The following is a 19865-nucleotide window of genomic DNA, read 5'->3' on the forward strand; positions in this document are numbered from 1 at the left end:
GCTTCATCGTGGTCAGCATCACACACGCGTTACCCCCGTGACAGGCGCCCAGGGAATACGGGTGAACCGATTTAGAGAGTCGAGAAGATGCTAAGGGAGTTGATCAAGATGGCCACCGGCAAAAAGAAAGCGCCCAAGAAGGCGGCTAAAAAACAATCGAGCGGGACCTCTGCAGCCAGCAAGAAAACCACCAAGGCAGCATCTTCTTCCACGAAGAAAGCCACTCCGGCCAAAGCTCCCGCCAAAAAAGCGGTAGCCAAAAAGGCCACAGCGAAAAAAGCCGTCGCCAAGAAAGCACCGGCAAAAAAGGCAGCCGCCAAACCCGCAGCCAAGAAAGCAGCAGTGAAGAAACCGGCGGCAAAAAAGGCCGCGGTGAAAAAAGCGCCCGCCAAGAAAGCCGCTGCCAAGGCACCCGCCAAGAAAGCGGTGGCGAAGAAAGCCGTCGCCAACAAGGCAGCGGTAAAAAAAGCCCCCGCCAAGGCCGCCAGCAAAAAGGCCGCCCCGGCACGCAAGGCGGCGGTGAAGAAACCGGCCGCCAAGCCGGCAGCGAAAAAAGCCGCCCCGGCCAAGGTCGCCGCCAGCAAACCCGCGACTACCAAGAAGCCGGCCGCCAAAGCGACCCGCAAGGCCACGCCATCCAAGTCGGCTGCTCCCAAGGCAACCGTCAAAAAACCCGCCACCAAGGCTGCCAGCCACAAGGCGCCGGCGGTGAAACGCAAATTGCCTGTGTCTGGCAAGGCCAGTGCCGCCGCCAACACAGCCGCAAGAACTCAAGCCACTTCGGGCCCAGCCAGGAAGGCAAGCTCCGGCAGGGATACCACGCCGGCCCGTTCCGCCTCTTCTGCTCAGGTGAAATCAAAGGTGAAAAAACAGACTTCCTCATCCGCGTCCCAGGCTCAGATTCATGGTTTCGCGCCTTACCATCCGGCTAAGGACGAGGAATACATGAACGAACCTCAACGTGCCCATTTCCGTCAAATCCTCCTGGCCTGGCGCCAGGAACTGATGGAAGAAGCCGACCGTACCATGCACCACCTGCAGGACGAGCAGGCCAACCTGCCCGATCCGGCAGACCGCGCCACCCAGGAAGAAGAATTCGCCCTGGAACTGCGCACCCGCGACCGCGAGCGCAAGCTGCTCAAGAAGATCGAAAAGGCCCTGGACCAGGTCGACAAGGATGACTACGGCTTCTGCACCGCCTGCGGCGTGGAAATCGGCATCCGCCGCCTGGAAGCCCGCCCCACCGCCGAACTGTGCATCGACTGCAAGGAACTGGCGGAGATCAAGGAGAAGCAGCTGGCCGGGTAAACCTAATGGACAATTGATAATGGGTAATTGATAACGTAAAACCCGCTCCATCATTGCCGGCAGCGACTTCCGGTTTTCGTTATCAATTATCAATTGTCCATTCTCAACTGATTTTCATGTCTTATCGCGGACGTTTCGCCCCCACCCCCTCCGGTCCCCTGCATTTCGGTTCCCTGGTGGCCGCGCTGGCCAGCTGGCTGGAAGCGCGCAGCCGGCAGGGGCAGTGGTTTGTCCGTATCGATGATCTGGACCCGCCCCGTGAAGTGCCCGGCGCCGCCGATACCATTCTTGCCCAGCTTGATACCTTCCAGCTGCACTGGGATGGCCCGGTGCGTTATCAGAGTCAGCGTGGTGATGCCTACCAGGATGCCGTGGAGACGCTGCTGACCAGTGGCCATGCCTTCTACTGTGCCATGACCCGCCAGCAGCTGGCGGCGCTGGATCATCAGCATCCCGGTGCGGCGGTGGCGGTACCGGCGGCAGCGGGCACTGCGGTGCGGGTGACCGTACCGGATCAGCAGCTGTGCTTTGACGACGGGATTCAGGGACGCACCTGCGCCAACCTGCAACGCGAAGGCGGGGCCTTTGTCATTCGTCGCCGTGACGGCCTGTTCGGCTACCAGCTGGCCTGCGCGCTGGATGACGCGGATGACGGCATTACCGATGTGCTGCGCGGCGCCGACCTGCTCGACTCCACCCTGCGCCAGCGCTGGCTGCTGGCGTGCCTGCAACGTCCGGCTCCCCGCTACGCCCATTTGCCGGTGGTCACCGACGGGCGCGCCCTGAAACTGTCCAAGTCCCGCGGCAGCGACAGTGTCAGTGAACGCCCGCCCGGCCAGCTGATGCAGGCCGCCCTGCAATGCATGGGGCTGACCGTGAGCGACGAACTTCACGGCGCGCCGCCGGCCCGGCTGCTGCAATGGGCGCTGGAACACTACCCGCAGCACCGCTGGCCGACCGGTACCGAACAACCCCTGCCTGCGCTTTTACAATCTTGATGGGGCTGGCGTATGCTCTGCGGGCCGTTTCTTTTCATTGGTCGTGCCCCTCTGGGACCGGCCCGGAGATCCGATGTACACCGACCGCCTGCTGATCATTTTCATTATTGGCGCCTACTTGCTGTCACCGGCCATCATCGACTGGTGGAGCGAAGGCGGGCGGGCCTGGTATCGCCCCTACCTGATCTGGCTGGGCCTGATCGCCCTGAGCTACTGGGTCGCACGGAGCCGGGATACCGATGACCTATAGTGTTGGCGAACTGATCCTGATTGCCTGCAGCTACCTGCTGTTTCTGTTTCTGGTGGCCTGGATCACCGAACGCGGCTGGCTGCCGGCACGGCTGGTGCGCCATCCCATGGTCTATGTGTTTTCCCTGGGAGTGTATGCCAGCGCCTGGGCCATTTATGGCACCGTGGGCTACGCCTATCAGTACGGCTACAACTTCCTGTCCTTTTTCCTGGGCATTTCCGGGGTGTTTCTGCTGGCCCCCATTCTGCTGGCGCCGATACTGCGGCTGACCACCACCTATCAGCTCAGCTCACTGGCGGACCTGTTTGCCTTCCGCTATCGCAGCCGGTTGGCCGGCATGCTCACCACCCTGATGATGCTGGCCGGCATGTTGCCGCTACTGGCCCTGCAACTGAAGGCCGTGGCGGAATCCATCCAGGTACTGTCCGGGGCGGAGAATGCCCGCACTCTGGCCTTCTGGTTCTGCCTGCTGATGGTGTTGTTTGCCATTCTGTTCGGCGCCCGCCATACCACCGCCCGAGAGAAACACGAGGGTCTGGTGATCGCCATTGCCACCGAATCGCTGATCAAGCTGCTGGCCTTCGTGGGTGTGGCCCTGTTCGGCCTCTACGGGGTATTCGACGGTCCCGGCAGCATGGGCAACTGGCTGGAGGACCACCCGGAAATGCTGTCGCGGCTTTATTACCCGCTGCAGGACGGCAGCTGGCATTCCATGATCATGGCCTTCTTTGTCTCCGCCGTGGTCATGCCGCACATGTTCTACATGGCCTTTACCGAGAATCTCAATCCGCGCGCGCTGATTACCGCCAGCTGGGCCCTGCCGCTCATGTTTCTGGTCATGGCCCTGTGCATCCCGGTGATTCTTTGGAGCGCCGCCGCCAGCAATGCGCCAACCCCGCCGGACTACTACTCACTGGGCATTGGCATGGTGACCGGCGGCGGTGGCGCCCTGCTCGGCTACCTGGCCGGCCTGGCCGGTGCCAGTGGCATGCTGATCGTGGCCACCCTGGCCCTGTCCGGCATGTGCCTGAACCATCTGGTGCTGCCCGCCAGCCCGTTGCATCAGGGCACCAACCTCTATCGCAACCTGCTGTGGACCCGCCGGGTGCTGATCGCCGCCATCCTGGCGCTGGCCTATCTCTTCTACCGCATGATCGGCACCGAACACTCGCTGGTGGAGCTGGGTGTGCTGTCCTTTGTTGCCACCCTGCAATTCGTGCCGGGGCTGATCGGCGCCCTGTTCTGGCCGTCCGGCAATCGCAACGGCCTGTTCGCCGGCATGCTGGTAGGCTTTGTGCTCTGGCTACTGGCACTGATGATTCCCATCACCTGGCCGCAGTGGCGCTTCCTGCCACTGATGGATCTGATCGGCATCCGTTTCCAGACCGGCGCCAGCCAGTGGCAACACGTGGCCATCGTATCGGTGACCGTCAATGCGCTGGTCTACGCCATTGTCTCCATTGTCACGCCCATGAGCCGCTCTGAACGCAATGCCGCCGAAGCCTGCGCGGTGGACAGCCTGCGCCGCCCCTACCGCTGGAGCCTGCAGGCCCAGAGCGTGGAAGACTTCATCAATGCCCTGGCGCAACCGCTGGGCCCGGTCACCGCTCGCCGTGAGGTGGACATGGCGCTGCGCGATCTGCGCCTGGACCATCGCGAAACCCGCCCCTATGCCCTGCGCCGCCTGCGCGACCAGCTGGAAACCAACCTGTCCGGTCTGCTGGGGCCGTCCGTGGCCCATCAGCTGGTGGACGACCATCTGCCCTACCGGCCGGAAGAGGAACAGCAGTCCAGCGAAGACATCCGCTTTATCGAATCACGGCTGGAACAGTACCGTGACCGTCTCTCGGGGCTGGCGGCGGAGCTGGACAGCCTGCGGCGTTTCCACCGTCAGACCCTGCTCGAGCTGCCCATGGGGGTGATTTCCCTGGGCGCGGATAATGAGGTGATTGGCTGGAACCTGGCCATCGAAGCGCTCACCGGCATCAGCGCCGAAGACACCATCGGCTCGCGACTGGACACGCTGCCTTCGCCCTGGGGGGAACTGTTCAGCCGCTTCAGCCAGCAGGATGATGCCCACCTGCCGCAGCACAGTGTGGAAGTGGACGGCCAGAGCCGCTGGCTAAGCCTGCACAAATCGGAAATTGCCGCCAGCACCGGCGAGCAGGCCGGCGGCCAGGTACTGGTGATCGAGGATGTCACCGAACTGCGCCACATGGAGGCGCATCTGGCCCACAACGAACGGCTCGCTTCCATTGGCCGACTGGCCGCCGGCGTGGCCCACGAAATCGGCAACCCGGTCACCGCCATCGCCTGCCTGACCCAGAATCTGGATGGCGAACAGGACGAGCAGGAGCTGCAAACCGCCTCCCGGCAAATCATGGAGCAGACCCGGCGCATTACCCGCATCGTGGAATCGTTGGTGACCTTCAGCCATTCCGGCGGGCTCAGCCAGGCCCTGCACTCGCCAGTGAACGTGCGCGACACCGTGGCCGAAGCCATTTCCCTGCTGCAACTGGACCCGGATCACCGCCAGCAACCCTTCGACAATGACTGCCTGGCGGAGCACTGGGTGCAGGGCGATGCCCAGCGGCTGCTGCAGGTATTCATCAACCTGCTGGGCAATGCCGCCGATGCCAGCGAGCAACAACAGCCGGTGCGCATCAGCAGCGACCGCCATGAGCGCGGCATCGATATTCGTGTGGAGGATCAGGGCCACGGCATCCCCGAGGAACTGCGCGACGCCCTGTTTGAACCCTTTGTCACCAGCAAGGCCCCCGGCCGTGGCACCGGCCTTGGCCTGGCGCTGGTTTACAGTATCATCGAAGACCACCGAGGCAGCATCCTGGTGGAAAGCCCGATCCACGACAACCACGGCACCCGTTTCGTGATCACGCTGCCCATCGCCGATGTCCATACCCCGGCCCAGGAAATAACACCATGAGTCATATTCTGATCGTTGAGGACGAACCGGTTATCCGCGGCGCCCTGCGCAAACTGCTTGAGCGCAACGACCACTCGGTGATGGAAGCCGGTTCCGTGGAACAGGCCCGCGAACAAGGCCTTAACCAGTTTGACCTGATCATCAGTGACCTGCGTCTGCCCGGCGAGCCCGGCACTACCCTGATCGACAGCGCCGGCGCCACCCCGGTATTGATCATGACCAGCTACGCCAGTCTGCGCTCCGCCGTGGATGCCATGCGCCAGGGCGCAGTGGACTATATCCCCAAACCCTTTGATCACGACGAAATGCTGCTGGCCGTGGAACGGGTGCTCAAGGAAGGCCGCCTCAATCGTGGCAACCGCGCCCTGCGTCGTGACATCGAACGCACCTACCCGGTCCACAACATGGTCGGCGACAGCCAGGTCATGGAGGACATTCGCCACCGCATTCGTCGGGTGGGGCCCACCCACACCCCGGTACTGATCATGGGCGAAGCCGGCACCGGCAAGGAGCTCACAGCCCGTGCCCTGCATGAACACAGCGACCGGGCCAGCGGCCCCCTGGTCACCGTACATTGCGCGGCCCTGCCCAAGGCCCTGCAGATATCCGAACTGTTCGGCGATGGCGACGAGCCCGGGCGCATCGAGGAAGCGGACGGCGGCACCCTGTTCCTGGACGAAGTGGGCGAACTGGACGGGGACACCCAGGGGCGCCTGCTGACCCTGCTGACCAGCCACGAGATTCACCGCCAGGGCTCCCTGACGCCGCGCCGGGTGGATGTGCGGCTGATTGCCAGCAGCCAGCTGGACCTGCCCAGCCGCGTCAGCCAGGGCTATTTCCGCGACGACCTCTATTACCGGCTGAACGTGATGGAATTGCAGCTGCCGGCCCTGCGCCAGCGCCAGGATGACCTGGAGCCATTGGCCAATGCGCTGCTCAGCCGCTGCAGCGAGAAGCTGCAACGCCAGGACCTGTACTTTACCGACGCGGCCCTGCAGGCCATGCATGACTACAGCTGGCCCGGCAATGTGCGCGAACTGGAGAACGTCATCGAGCGGGCGGTGATTCTCACCGAGGAAGACGGCATCGGCCCGGCCCAGCTGGGCCTCAACGCCAACCGCACCCCGCAGCGGGTCAGCCGTGCCAGCCTGGACCCCAGCGAAGACCTGTCCCTGGAGGACTATTTCACCCGCTTCGTGATGGAAAACCAGGACAGCATGACCGAGACCGAGTTGGCCCAGAAACTGGGTATCAGCCGCAAGAGTCTGTGGGAACGTCGCCAGCGCCTGGGCATCCCGCGCAAGAAAAGCAGCGGGCGGCGAAACTGAGTGGTGAAAAAAACGGCAATAGTCTATTGCCTGATAAAAGGCCTGAATGTGATCCAGGCCAAAGTGTTACCACTCTACACAGCCAGGTAACACTCGCGTTACACAACCGTTCAGCCTGTTTACTTTATTTCTAGAAAAATAATGCAACCTACTGTTTTTAAAGAACAAAACACTTTGTTGCAAAGCCCGGGGCATACGGGCACTATGAATTCCACGCCAGATAACGAAAACAACAGCGGCGTAACGGCTCAAAAATAAGAACAAGAAAGAAGAACAATAATTTCACGAGCCAATGCAGTGCTGCTGCAACTGATGATTGCAGCGACAAGGCAGAAAACAACACAAACAATAATAACAACAGAATCAGCGCAAAATGTGGGGGCCACAACCAAGGTTGTGGCCCCTTTTTACTTTTCAAGCCACAATCTTCGAGTATAACCCCAAAAGCGTCTCAACTGGCTATAAAAAGTGCTACCATCGCCAGCTTGTAGCCTTTTACCCGGACCCAAACCGACACATGCTATCCAAGCTTTTTCAATATCTGGCGCAGTTGATCCGCACTATTGTGACAAGGCTGCCCTGGCCAGGTTCCTCCGGTGATGCGAAAAACATGACATTCGAACCCCGGATCATTCCCCGCGATCAGCACAGCATCTCGCGCAAGCAGTTTTCCCGTGCCGCGCTGGACGTCCTTTACGGTCTGCACAAGGCCGGTTTTCAGGCCTACCTGGTCGGTGGCTGCCTGCGCGACATTCTCAGCGGCCGCGACCCCAAGGACTTTGACGTGGCCACCGACGCCACCCCGGAACAGGTCAACCGCATCTTCAAGCGCAGCCGCATCATTGGCCGCCGCTTTCAGATCGTGCATGTGCGCTTCGGCCGGGAAGTGATCGAGGTCTCCACCTTCCGGGCCATGAACACCGACGACAACCCGGACAAGCAGCAACATCACGCCCATGAAGAAACCGGCCTGGTGCTGCGCGACAACACCTGGGGCAGCATCGAGGAAGACGCCCTGCGCCGGGACTTCACCATCAATGCGCTGTACTACAACATTGCCGACTTCACCCTGCATGACTTCGTCGGCAGCGTGGATGACATCGATGACCGCATCATCCATCTGATCGGTGACCCGCAACAACGCTACCGGGAAGACCCGGTGCGCATGCTGCGCGCCGCCCGCTTTGCCGCCAAGCTGGACTTCGACATCGCCGCCGATACCGCGGACCCGATTCCCGACATGGCCGAACTGTTACTGCAGGTTCCCCCGGCGCGACTGTTTGACGAAGTGCTCAAGCTGTTCCTCAGCGGCCATGCCCGCCAGTCCTATGAACAGCTGCAGCAACTTGGTCTGTTTGCCTTCCTGTTCCCGGAAACCCAGCGCGCCCTGCAGGGCGAGCAAGGAGCCATCTGGGAAAGCATGTTGCTGGCCGCCATGGACAACACCGATGCCCGACTGGCCCGTAACAAGCCGGTGACCCCGGCCTTCATCTATGCGGTGCTACTGTGGCCGGTGATCCAGAGCCGCCTGCCGCGCTACCTGTCCAGCGGCCTGCCGCCGGCCCAGGCCCTGCACAAGGCGGCCACCCAGGCCCTCAACCAACAGGTCAAGCACACCGCCATCCCGCGCCGCTTCTCCACGGTGATGCGGGAAATGTGGGAGCTGCAACTGCGCCTGGACAAGCGGGCCGGCAAACGCGCCGACGCCCTGATGGAACACCCGCGTTTCCGCGCCGCCTACGACTTCCTGCTGCTGCGCGAACAGGCCGGCGAGATTGACCCGGGGCTGGGCGACTGGTGGACCCGCTATCAGGAACAGGACGAGCCGGGTCGTCGTGACATGATTGGCCAGCTGGGCAACCAGGGCGGCGGCGGCAAAAACGGCAATCGCCGCCGGCGCCGTCGTCGCCCACGCCGCCAACCCGATCAATGAAAGCCTGGATCGGCCTGGGCAGCAATCTGGACCAGCCCGCCGAGCGGCTGATTCAGGCCCTGCATGCCTTCCAGCGCCTGCCGGGCGTCACCCTGACCGGTCACTCCCGCCTTTATGCCAGTGCTCCGGTGGGGCCCCGGGACCAGCCGGACTTCGTGAATGCGGCGGCCTCGCTGGATACCCATCTGTCGCCGCTGGCATTGCTGCACAGCCTGCAGGCCCTGGAACTGGCCGCCGGTCGAGTGCGCCGGCGCCACTGGGGCGAACGCACCCTGGATCTGGACATCCTGCTGATCGACAACCGCACCCTTTCACTGCCCAGCCTGCAGGTCCCGCACCCGCACCTCACCGAGCGGGCCTTCGTGCTGATACCGCTGCGGGAGATTGCCCCCGGCATCTGCCTGCCGGACGGCACGCCTCTGGACAGTTTCCTGCCCGCGGTACAGGATCAGGCTATCCACCCGCTGGCAGAGCTGAACGCCCATGACCTTGTCGAAAACCCTCAGCGAACGGATTGAACAACGGCGCCAGGCTGGCAGCCTGCCACGCTTTATCGCCGTGGAAGGCCCGATCGGCGTGGGCAAGACCAGCCTGGCAAAACGTCTGGCCATGACCTTTGGCTACGACCTGCTGCTGGAGCAGGCCGAGGACAACCCGTTTCTCAGCCGCTTCTACCGGGACCCGAGCCACTATGCCCTGCAAACGGAACTGTTCTTCCTGTTCCAGCGCGCCGACCAGCTGCGCCAGTTGCAACAGCAGGACCTGTTCGCCGGCTCGCGGATTGCCGATTTCCTGATCGACAAGAACCGCCTGTTCGCCCAGGTCACCCTGGACGAGGAGGAATTCGCCCTCTACTGCAACGTGGACGCCCACCTGACCCTGGATGCGCCGCGACCGGACCTGGTGATCTATCTGCAGGCGCCGGCCCGTACCCTGCGCCAGCGCATCGTGCGGCGCGGCCAGGAGGACGAACTGCAGATCAGCAGCGATTATCTGGAGCGTCTCAGCGGCGCCTACACGGAATTCTTCCATTTCTATGACCGCTCCCCGCTACTGATCGTCAATGCTGCGGATATCGATCTGGTCAACAACGACCAGGACTACCAGCAACTGATCGGCGAGCTGCTGGACATCCGCTCGGGGCGCCACTATTTTAACCCCCGTCCGCTGGTCTAGCGGATCGCTGGAGGCAACGGCGCCACCGGCTCGAATTCAAAGGCCCCGCCGCGCTGACGGGGCTCCGTTTCCGGGGAGAACTCCCATGGCAGTAACCATTCGCACCCTTCTCAAACGCAAACAGGACGGCGGCAAGTTCTCGGTACTGACCGCCTACGACGCCTGCTTCTCGCGCCTGATTTCCGAGGCCGGCGTGGAAGCCATGCTGGTGGGCGATTCGCTGGGCAATGTCATGCAGGGCCAGACCAGCACCGTACCGGTGACCCTGGAACAGATGGTCTATCACACCGAATGCGTGGCCCGCGGCAACCAGGGCAGCCTGGTGATTGCCGACGTGCCCTTCATGGGCGCCGCCACCCTGGAGCGTACCCTGGAAGCGGCCACCGCCCTGATGCAGGCCGGCGCCAATGTGATCAAGGTGGAAGGCAGCGACTGGCTGGCGGAGACCGTGGAAGTGCTGACTCGCAACGGCATTCCGGTGTGTGCCCACCTGGGCCTGACGCCCCAGGCGGTCAACGCCATGGGCGGCTACCGGGTACAGGGCAAGGACGACGACGGCGCCGCCGCCCTGCTGAACGCCGCCAAAACCCTGGACGCCGCCGGCACCGCCCTGTTCGTGCTGGAGTGCGTGCCCCGCGAACTGAGCGCCCGCATCACCGCCGAGGTCAAGGCGCCGGTGATCGGCATTGGCGCCGCTCCGGAGTGCGACGGGCAGGTGCTGGTGATGCACGACATGCTTGGCATCAGTCCCGGCAAACCGGCCCGTTTCGTGAAGGATTTCATGGCCGACACCGGTGATATTCGCGCCGCTTTCCAGGCCTACGACCGGGCCGTCAAGGACGGCCGCTTTCCCGCCGACGAACACTGTTTCTGATTCCGGACGCCATCCATGCAAACCGTTCATTCCGTTTCCCAGGTGCGCGAGCATGTGCGCAGCTGGCGCAGCAAGGGCCTGAGCGTGGGCTTCGTGCCCACCATGGGCAACCTGCACCCGGGCCACATCAGCCTGGTCAACGAAGCCCGCCGTCGCTGCGACGTGGTAGTGGTGTCGATTTTCGTCAACCCTACCCAGTTCGGCCCCAACGAGGACTTTGACAACTACCCTCGCACCCTGGACGCGGACGCCGCCGCCCTGGTGGATGCCGAAGCCGACCTGCTGTTTGCCCCGGCCGTGGACGAAATGTACCCGCTGGGCAGCAACCAGACCTGGGTGGACGTGGACCGGCTCGGCGACACCCTGTGCGGCGCCAGCCGCGAAGGGCACTTCCGGGGCGTCACCACGGTGGTCTCCAAGCTGTTCAATATTGTCCAGCCGGACGTGGCGGTGTTCGGGGAGAAGGATTTTCAGCAGCTCGCCATTCTGCGCCGCATGACCGAGGAACTGCTGTTCCCGATCAAGATCGTCGGCGCCCCGACCCTGCGCGAGGACGACGGCCTGGCCCTGAGTTCACGCAACGGTTACCTGAGCGACAGCGAGCGCGCCCAGGCGCCGCAGCTGCAGCAGACCCTGCAGGCCATCGGTCAGGCCCTGCAAGCCGGCGAGCGGGATTTTCGGGCCCTGGAACAGCGCCACACCGACAGCCTCAACCAGCAGGGTTTCCAGGTGGATTACCTGACCATTGCCAATGCCCGCAGCCTGGCACTGGCCGCCCCCGGAGACACCGATCTGGTGGTCGCCGTGGCCGCCAAACTGGGCCGTACACGATTGATTGACAATATCTCGGTATCCATTGTGCGTGACCAGTGATTCATGCATACTTCGGGCCCCTTGAAGCGCCTGCTAGCCGGAAACACGGCGTATAGCAGGTTTCAGGCCGCTTGTAGAGGTAACCAACATGCAGTGCACCATGCTGAAAGCCAAACTTCATCAGGCCCGTGTGACCCACGCGGAGCTCGAATATGAAGGCTCCTGCGCCATTGATGGCGATCTGATGGACATGGCAGGTATCCTGGAGTACGAGCAGATCCAGATCTACAACGTGGACAACGGTGAGCGTTTTGAAACCTATGCCATCCGTGGCGAAGCCGGTTCCAAGATCATCTCCGTGAACGGCGCTGCCGCCCACAAGGCCCAGCCCGGCGACCGCGTCATCATCTGCGCCTACGCCAACTACTCCAGCTCCGAGCTGATCAACTTCAAGCCTCGCCTGATCTACATGGCCGAAGGCAACGAAGTCAAAGGCTCCAGCAATGCCATCCCGGTCCAGGTGGCCTGATCCTCCTGACCTGACGATTTATTGAAACGCCGGCACACACGCCGGCGTTTTTTTATGCCCCGCACTCACGCAAATCGCTTGCAGCCCACCCCCACAGAATCGCTCTGTCCCTCTGCGCGCCATGACCCGCCAACGTTCATTATTAACGATGAATTCATGCCACTGTCGTTGGCCAGCACTCAACGCTTTGTTTACTCTAGGGACTCTCCCGTAAAACCCCATTAGACCATGGTGGAATGTCAGGGAACTGACAGCACGGGCAATAATGATGAGAAAACGGCAGGCAGTATCCCAAGGAGGCCCAATGTCCAACCCCCATGTTTACCCCGTTCCCGCCGACTTCAAGCAACAGGCCCTGATGGACCGCGACACCTACGAGCGCTGGTACCAGCAATCGATCAGCGATCCCGACAGTTTCTGGGCCGCACGGGCAGAGGAACTGCTCGACTGGAAACAACCCTGGAACACGGTCAGCGACTGGGATTTTGTGGAAGGCCGTGCGGCCTGGTTCCAGGGCGGCGTGCTCAACGCCTGCTACAACTGCGTGGACCGCCACCTGCCGGAACGCGCCAGCCAGACCGCCATCATCTGGGAAGGTGACGAACCGGACCAGGACAAGCACATCAGCTACCAGGAACTGTTCGAGCAGGTCAGCCGCTTCGGCAATGTGCTGCGCGAGCGCGGCGTCAAGAAAGGCGACCGGGTGGTGATCTACATGCCGATGATCCCGGAAGCAGCCTACGCCATGCTGGCCTGCGCCCGCATCGGCGCCATTCATTCGGTGGTGTTCGGCGGCTTCTCGCCGGAAGCCCTCAAGGACCGCATTCTGGACGCCGGCGCCTGCGCCGTGATTACGGCCGATGAAGGCGTGCGCGGCGGCAAGACCATCCCGCTGAAAGTGAATACCGACAAGGCCATGGCCGGCATCGACGCGGTGCATACCTGCCTGGTAGTGCAGCGCACCGGCGGCCAGGTGGACTGGCAGGACGGTCGCGATGTCTGGTACCACGAGGCCATTGCCGCGGTCAGCGCCGACTGCGAACCGGAATGGGTGGACTCGGAAGACCCGCTCTTTACGCTTTACACTTCCGGCTCCACCGGCAAGCCCAAGGGCGTGCTGCATACCACCGCCGGCTACCTGCTCAATGCCGCCCTCACCCACAAGTACGTGTTCGACTATCACGAGGGCGATATCTACTGGTGTACCGCCGATGTGGGCTGGATCACCGGCCACAGCTATATCGTCTACGGGCCGCTGGCCAATGGCGCCACCACGGTCATGTTCGAGGGCGTACCCACCTACCCGGATGCCTCGCGCTGCTGGCAGGTAGTCGACAAGCACAACATCAACATCTTCTATACCGCACCCACCGCCATCCGTGCCCTCATGGGGCTGGGCGACGAGCCGGTGACGAAAACCTCCCGGGCCAGCCTGAAACTGCTGGGCACGGTGGGCGAACCGATCAACCCGGAAGCCTGGGAATGGTATCACCGGGTGGTGGGCGACCATCGCTGCCCGATCGTTGATACCTGGTGGCAGACCGAAACCGGCGGCATCATGATTGCGCCCCTGCCCGGCGCCGTGGACCTGAAACCCGGCTCCGCCACCCTGCCCATGTTCGGCGTGCAGCCGGCACTGATGGACCCGGACGGTAATGAACTGGAAGGCGCCGCCTCCGGCAACCTGGTGATCAAGGCCAGCTGGCCGAGCCAGATCCGCACCGTCTACGGCGATCACCAGCGCATGCTGGATACCTATTTCAGTGCCTACAAGGGCTACTACTTCACCGGCGACGGCGCCCGCCGCGATGAAGACGGCTACTACTGGATCACCGGCCGCGTGGACGACGTGCTCAATGTCTCCGGTCACCGCCTGGGTACCGCCGAAATCGAATCCGCCCTGGTCTTGCACGAGAGCATTTCCGAGGCGGCGGTGGTCGGCTACCAGCACGACGTGAAGGGCCAGGGCATTTACGCCTATGTGTCCCTGATGGCCGGCAAGGAAGGCAGCGACGCCCTGATCCAGGAACTGCGTGAGCTGGTCACCCAGGAGATCGGCCCGATCGCCAAACCGGACCTGATCCACTTTGCACCGGGCCTGCCCAAGACCCGTTCGGGCAAGATCATGCGCCGCATTCTGCGCAAGATTGCCGCCAACGAACTGGACAGCCTGGGCGACACCTCAACCCTGGCGGACCCGGCAGTGGTTGATCAGTTGATCGACAGCCGTCACAACCGCTAACCACCCGCGACCACGAAAAAGGGCAGCCATGGCTGCCCTTTTTTGTTGCTTCGACGTCGGCCTAGCGGCCCGGGGCGGCCGGTTCCGCCGGCGCCCGGTCAGCCACGGTCTCTTCACTTTCCGCCCGGGCCTTGTTGGTGTTCTTGAGCAGGAACACCAACGGAATGGCCAGCAGGTTGATCCACATCAGCAGCCGGAAATCGTTCACGTAGCTGATCTCCGCGGCCTGGGCCGCCACCGTGTGATAGACCGTAGCCGGCAGACCGCCCAGCTCCGAGGCACCGGGCAGATGCTGGCTGGCCAGCGCACCCAGGTTGAGGCGCTCGCCAAGCTGTTGCTGGTTGATCCACAGGTTGCGGGTCAGCATGGCGGTCATGATGGAAATGCCCACACTGGAGCCCAGATTCCGTGACAGGGAAAACAGCGCTGTGCCATCGGTACGCAGGCGCGGCGCCAGGGTCGCGTAGGTCAGCGCACTGGCCGGCACGAACACCAGGCCCAACCCCAGCCCCTGCAGAATCCCGGTCCACACCAGTTCCGCCTGGGTCACCTCCAGCGTGAACCCGGTCATCAGGTACAGCGAGGCCGTCACAAAGCCAAGGCCAGCCACCACCGGCAGACGTGGGTCCAGCCGGGTGCGCATCAGCCGCCCCACCAGCATCATGGAAAACAGCGAGCCAAAACCCCGCGGCGCCAGTACCAGCCCGGTGGTTACCGCCGGATAATCCTTCCACTGCTGCAAGAACGGCGGCAACAGGGCCATGGTGGCCAGCAGGATGATGCCCACCACAAAGATGAAAACCAGCCCGGTAACAAAGTTGCGGTCGCGGAACAGCTCCAGATCCACGAACGGGTCCTTGCGGGTCAACGAGTGCACCACGAAAAGGTAGAAGCAGAGCATCGCGACCAGGGCCTCCAGCTGGATCTCGATACTGTCGAACCACTTGGCCTGCTCACCGCGATCCAGCATCAGTTGCAGCGCCCCGATGGCCAGGCCCAGCAGGGCAAAGCCGAGTACGTCAAAACGCACCTTGCGGGTCTCGGTCTCCTTGACGCTCAGCCAGATACCGGCGAAGGCCAGCAGCCCGAACGGCAGATTGATGTAGAACACCCAGCGCCAGCTGTACCACTCGGTGAGCCAGCCGCCCAGGGTCGGGCCCAGGATCGGACCGACCATCACGCCCATGCCCCAGATGGCCATGGCCTGGCCGTGCTTGTGAACCGGGTAGCCGTCCAGCAGCACCGCCTGGGACAGCGGCACCAGCGAGGCACCAAACACGCCCTGCAGAATCCGGAACAACACCATTTCATCCAGCGACTGGGACAGGCCACACAGGCCGGAGGCCACGGTAAAGCCGGCCACCGAAAACAGAAACAGCTGGCGGCGACCAATACGCCCGGCCACAAAACCCACCGCCGGGGTCATGATGGCGGCGGACACAATGTAGGAAGTCAGCACCCAGGTAATCTGGTCGCTGCTGGCCGACAGGCTGCCCTGCATGTGCGGCAGCGCCACATTGGCAATGGTGGTATCAATCGCCTGCATGATGGTTGCCAGCATGGTGCTGACAATCACCAGGCGCTGATCATTAATGCGAGGCATCGGCGGTCCGCGGTGCCTGGCTACCGGAGTCGGTATCAATGCTGATTTCGGCGCTCATGCCGGCCCGCAGCGGCGGCTTGCCATCGGCATCCAGCAGCGTCAGTTTGACCGGGATACGCTGCACCACTTTCACCCAGTTGCCGCTGGCATTCTGCGGCGGGATCAGGGCGTATTCGGCGCCGGTAGCCGGGCTGACGCTCTGTACCGTGGCCTTCCAGGTCACGCCCGGGTAGGTATCCACTTCCACCTCGGCCTGCTGGCCCTCGCGCACGCGGGTCAGCTGGGTTTCCTTGAGATTGGCTTCCACCCAGACCGCATGGTTCTTGGCCAGGGTAAAGGCAGGCACACCGGCTTCCACACGCTCACCCACCATGGGGGTGGAGCCACCGATGATGCCATCCGTCGGCGCCACGATACGGGTATGGGCCAAGTTGTACTGGGCTTTTTCCAGTTTTGCCTCGGCGGCCTGGTAGTCCGGGTGCTCGGTAACCGGCACATCCGGACCTCCCGCCAGCTTGGCCTTGAGGCTGGCCAGCTGCTGGTCCAGTACCTGGCGGCTGGAGCGGGCCTGGTCCAGTTTCTGCTGGGCATCATCCAGCTGCGAGCGGGATACCGAATCCCGACGCAGACCCTTCAGACGGGTCAGTTCACGCTGGTAATAGGCCACATCCCGTTGCGCCTGGCTTTTTTGTGCCTGCAACCGGGCGTAGTCGGCCCGGTCGGAAAGGATCTGGTTCTTTTCCGCCTCCAGGTCCGCCCGGGCCTCGGCCAGGGCGATACGAAACGGCTGCGGATCGATCTCTGCCAGCAGCTGCCCCTGGCTCACCGGCTGGTTGCGCTCCACGTTGACGGCCACCAGCGGCCCGCTCACATCGGCGGTGAGCGAGACCATGTCGATCTTCACATAGGCATTCTCGGTGCTGATATAACGCTGACCGCCAAACAGCATCCACAACACGGCAGCCAGCGCCACAATCAGGCCCAGCCCCATACCAAGACGACGGTTTCGTTGGGTAGTGGTCACTCAGGGTTCCTCGCTGTTTCGATCACACAGATTGCTGCGCATGGTGTCGAGAATCCGTTTCAGCGCATCAATATCGTCTTTGGCGAGCCCTTCCAGGGCGCGCTTGCGCGTATGCGCCGCCTGGGCCCGCAGCTGATCCAGGGCGGGCTGGGCGGCTTCGGTCAAATACAGACAGAAGCGGCGGCGATCATTGGGGTCCGGCCGGCGCTCCACCAGCCCCTCCTGCTCCAGGTTATCCACCTGGCGGGTCAGGGAGATGGGCGCCACATCCAGCAGTTCCGCCAGCGCCGCCTGGTGAATGCCCTCATGCTTGGCCAGATGCCAGAGCACCTGCCAGCGGGCCCGCGACAGCCCACCGGAGCGGGCACGCCGATCAAAGTCCCGGCGCATCATTCGGGCCACATCGTGCAAGGCAAAGCCGACGGTGGTTTCACTGGACATGACGGATTCTTCCATAAATTAGTCTGTTTATTATAAGCATCCTTACGATAATGTCCAGAGGGGGGCTTCCCTGCCATGGGGCGCTCGCTGTAGCGACGTTTCTCAAGGCATAAAAAAAGCCGGCTTGCGCCGGCTTTTTTCAGCAGGACAGAGAACCGGATCAGTCCTCTTTCGCTTCCTTCATGGACAGCTTGATACGGCCACGCTGGTCCACATCCAGGACTTTCACCTTGATGATGTCGCCTTCGTTGACGTAGTCGGACACCTTCTCCACACGCTCTTCAGCGATCTGGGAGATGTGCAGCAGGCCCTCCGTGCCCGGCAGAATGGCAACAAAGGCGCCGAAGTCCACCACCCGGGTGACCTTGCCTTCGTAGATGGTGCCCACTTCCGCCTCGGCGGTGATCTCTTCCACGCGACGCACGGCGTCCATGGCTTTCTCACGGGTTTCACCGTAGATCTTCACGCTGCCATCGTCTTCGATGTCGATGGTGCAGCCAGTCTCTTCGGTGAGCGCACGGATGGTGGCACCGCCCTTGCCGATCACGTCGCGGATCTTGTCCGGGTTGATCTTCAGGGTCATCAGGGTCGGGGCGTTGTCGGATACCTGGCTGCGGGATTCAGTGATCGCCTTGGCCATTTCTCCGAGGATATGGATACGGCCGGCATTGGCCTGATCCAGCGCCTTCTCCATGATCTCTTCGGTGATACCTTCGATCTTGATGTCCATCTGCAGCGCCGTTACGCCACGGGCGGTACCGGCCACCTTGAAGTCCATGTCGCCCAGGTGATCCTCATCGCCGAGGATGTCGGACAGTACCGCGAAGCGACCGTCTTCTTCCTTCACCAGGCCCATGGCGATACCGGCCACCGGCGCGGTCAGCGGTACACCCGCGTCCATCAGCGCCATGGAGGTGCCACATACGGACGCCATGGAGGACGAACCGTTGGACTCGGTGATTTCGGAGACCACACGGATGGTGTAGGGGAAATCTTTCTCGTTGGGTACCACCGCTTCCACACCACGGCGAGCAAGACGGCCGTGGCCGATCTCGCGGCGCTTGGGCGAGCCGATCATGCCGGTTTCACCGACACAGTAGGGGGGGAAGTTGTACTGCAGCATGAAATGGTCCTGACGGGAGCCTTCCAGCGCGTCAATGAACTGGCCGTCACGCATGCCGCCCAGGGTGGCGGTCACGATGGCCTGGGTCTCACCGCGGGTGAACAAGGCACTACCGTGGGTCTTGGCCAGTACGCCAACCTGAGCTTCGATGGGACGCACGGCGTCCAGCGCACGGCCGTCGATACGCGGCTTGCCGGATACCACGGCCTCACGGACCACGGCTTTTTCGATCTTGCCGAACAGCTCTTTCACTTCGCCGGCTTCCGGCGCGCCTTCTTCGCCGGTGGCGAAGGCTTCCACGCAGGCATCACGCAGCTCGCCAACCTTGGCATAACGGGCCATCTTCTCGGTGATGGTGTAGGCCTCGGCCAGTGCGCCTTCGAATTTTTCCTTGATGGCGGCTTTCAGGGTTTCGTTCTGGGCGGCGGGCTGCCAGTCCCAGGTTTCGGTGCCCACTTCGACGGCGAATTCCTTGATGCCCTGGATCAGCGGCTGCATTTCCTGGTGACCGAACAGTACGGCACCCAGCATCTGGTCTTCGGACAGCTCCTTGGCTTCGGATTCCACCATCAGCACGGCGGGCTCGGTACCGGCTACCACCAGATCCAGCGCGGATTCGGCCAGCTCGGTGTAGCTCGGGTTAAGGATGTACATGCCATCCTTGAAGCCGACGCGGGCAGCGCCAATCGGGCCATTGAAGGGGATGCCGGAAATCGCCAGAGCGGCGGAGGTGCCGATCATGGCAGCAATATCCGGGTCACGGTTCTTGTCGGTGGACATGACCGTGGCCACGACCTGCACTTCATTCATGAAGCCGTTGGGGAACAGCGGACGAATGGGGCGATCAATCAGGCGGCAGGTGAGAGTCTCTTTCTCGCTGGGACGGCCTTCGCGCTTGAGAAACCCCCCCGGGATGCGGCCGGCGGCGTAGGTCTTTTCCTGATAGTTAACGGTCAGGGGGAAAAAGTTCTTGCTCGGATCCGCTTCTTTCTTGCCGACCACGGTCACCAGCACTTCGGTGTCGCCGATGCGAACCATGACAGCGGCGGTCGCCTGGCGGGCGATCTGCCCGGTTTCCAGGGTGACCGTGTCACGGCCGTACTGAATCTGTTTGGTAATTTTATTGAACATATCTCGTCTCTTCTCTCTTCACGACAATCTTCGAGGCCCGTGCCTCTGACAACATCTTCTCTTTGCCCGGGCATCATAGCCCGGCAGGCGTATCAGCCCAACCGGTAATTGGGTGATAACCCTGTGGGAGCCAGCCTGCTGGCGGTTT

16 protein-coding genes are annotated in these 19865 nt (G+C 62.5%); 12 read left to right on the plus strand and 4 right to left on the minus strand.

Annotation, left to right across the window (positions count from 1 at the left end):
• Positions 1-945: 945 nt before the first annotated feature.
• The 12 genes from dksA to acs all read left to right on the plus strand — a co-directional run bounded on the left by dksA (position 946) and on the right by acs (position 14395).
• Positions 946-1308, plus strand: a complete 363-nt coding sequence (dksA, locus tag A11A3_RS18195; RefSeq protein ID WP_202802663.1) for an RNA polymerase-binding protein DksA — start codon at positions 946-948, stop codon at positions 1306-1308.
• A 116-nt stretch (positions 1309-1424) separates the two neighbouring features.
• Positions 1425-2306 (plus strand): tRNA glutamyl-Q(34) synthetase GluQRS, encoded by an 882-nt coding sequence (gene gluQRS / locus A11A3_RS03250; RefSeq protein WP_008927836.1) that lies wholly within the window; start codon positions 1425-1427, stop codon positions 2304-2306.
• Positions 2307-2379: 73 nt separating this feature from the next.
• Positions 2380-2556, plus strand: coding sequence for a hypothetical protein (locus A11A3_RS17910; protein WP_008927837.1), 177 nt, complete (start codon positions 2380-2382; stop codon positions 2554-2556).
• Positions 2546-5500 (plus strand): sensor histidine kinase, encoded by a 2955-nt coding sequence (locus A11A3_RS03260; RefSeq protein WP_008927838.1) that lies wholly within the window; start codon positions 2546-2548, stop codon positions 5498-5500. Before A11A3_RS17910 ends, A11A3_RS03260 begins: the two co-directional genes overlap by 11 nt.
• Positions 5497-6828: a sigma-54-dependent transcriptional regulator gene (locus A11A3_RS03265; RefSeq protein ID WP_008927839.1), complete on the plus strand. Its 1332-nt coding sequence runs from the start codon at positions 5497-5499 to the stop codon at positions 6826-6828. Before A11A3_RS03260 ends, A11A3_RS03265 begins: the two co-directional genes overlap by 4 nt.
• A gap of 610 nt (positions 6829-7438) precedes the next feature.
• Positions 7439-8761 carry a polynucleotide adenylyltransferase PcnB gene (gene pcnB, locus A11A3_RS03270; protein WP_008927840.1) on the plus strand — a complete coding sequence of 441 codons (1323 nt, stop codon included), beginning with the start codon at positions 7439-7441 and terminating at the stop codon, positions 8759-8761.
• Positions 8758-9279, plus strand: a complete 522-nt coding sequence (gene folK / locus A11A3_RS03275) for a 2-amino-4-hydroxy-6-hydroxymethyldihydropteridine diphosphokinase (protein ID WP_008927841.1) — start codon at positions 8758-8760, stop codon at positions 9277-9279. The genes pcnB and folK overlap by 4 nt, the downstream gene beginning before the upstream one ends.
• A complete protein-coding gene (locus A11A3_RS03280) occupies positions 9245-9937 on the plus strand; it encodes a deoxynucleoside kinase (RefSeq protein ID WP_008927842.1) in 693 nt (230 codons plus the stop codon). Before folK ends, A11A3_RS03280 begins: the two co-directional genes overlap by 35 nt.
• 85 nt (positions 9938-10022) lie before the next feature.
• Positions 10023-10811: a 3-methyl-2-oxobutanoate hydroxymethyltransferase gene (panB, locus tag A11A3_RS03285; RefSeq protein WP_008927843.1), complete on the plus strand. Its 789-nt coding sequence runs from the start codon at positions 10023-10025 to the stop codon at positions 10809-10811.
• Positions 10812-10826: 15 nt separating this feature from the next.
• Positions 10827-11684: a pantoate--beta-alanine ligase gene (panC, locus tag A11A3_RS03290; RefSeq protein ID WP_008927844.1), complete on the plus strand. Its 858-nt coding sequence runs from the start codon at positions 10827-10829 to the stop codon at positions 11682-11684.
• Positions 11685-11772: 88 nt separating this feature from the next.
• On the plus strand, positions 11773-12153 hold the full coding sequence (gene panD, locus A11A3_RS03295; protein WP_008927845.1) for an aspartate 1-decarboxylase: 381 nt from the start codon (positions 11773-11775) through the stop codon (positions 12151-12153).
• Positions 12154-12457: 304 nt separating this feature from the next.
• The gene (gene acs / locus A11A3_RS03300) at positions 12458-14395 is read left to right on the plus strand and encodes an acetate--CoA ligase (RefSeq protein ID WP_008927846.1); all 1938 of its coding nucleotides are present in this window, start codon (positions 12458-12460) and stop codon (positions 14393-14395) included.
• Between the two features lie 61 nt (positions 14396-14456).
• Here acs and A11A3_RS03305 read toward each other — a convergent pair whose 3' ends face one another.
• From A11A3_RS03305 to pnp, 4 genes are all read right to left on the minus strand, one after another.
• Positions 14457-15998 (minus strand): DHA2 family efflux MFS transporter permease subunit, encoded by a 1542-nt coding sequence (locus A11A3_RS03305; RefSeq protein ID WP_008927847.1) that lies wholly within the window; start codon positions 15996-15998, stop codon positions 14457-14459.
• Positions 15985-17022: an HlyD family secretion protein gene (locus A11A3_RS03310; protein ID WP_157375289.1), complete on the minus strand. Its 1038-nt coding sequence runs from the start codon at positions 17020-17022 to the stop codon at positions 15985-15987. Before A11A3_RS03310 ends, A11A3_RS03305 begins: the two co-directional genes overlap by 14 nt.
• Complete coding sequence (locus A11A3_RS03315) at positions 17023-17463, minus strand: MarR family winged helix-turn-helix transcriptional regulator (protein WP_008927849.1); 441 nt, start codon at positions 17461-17463, stop codon at positions 17023-17025.
• A gap of 160 nt (positions 17464-17623) precedes the next feature.
• Positions 17624-19717 carry a polyribonucleotide nucleotidyltransferase gene (pnp, locus tag A11A3_RS03320; protein WP_008927850.1) on the minus strand — a complete coding sequence of 698 codons (2094 nt, stop codon included), beginning with the start codon at positions 19715-19717 and terminating at the stop codon, positions 17624-17626.
• Between the last annotated feature and the right edge of the window lie 148 nt (positions 19718-19865).

This window comes from Alcanivorax hongdengensis A-11-3, assembly GCF_000300995.1.
Classification (GTDB): Bacteria; Pseudomonadota; Gammaproteobacteria; order Pseudomonadales; family Alcanivoracaceae; genus Alcanivorax; species Alcanivorax hongdengensis.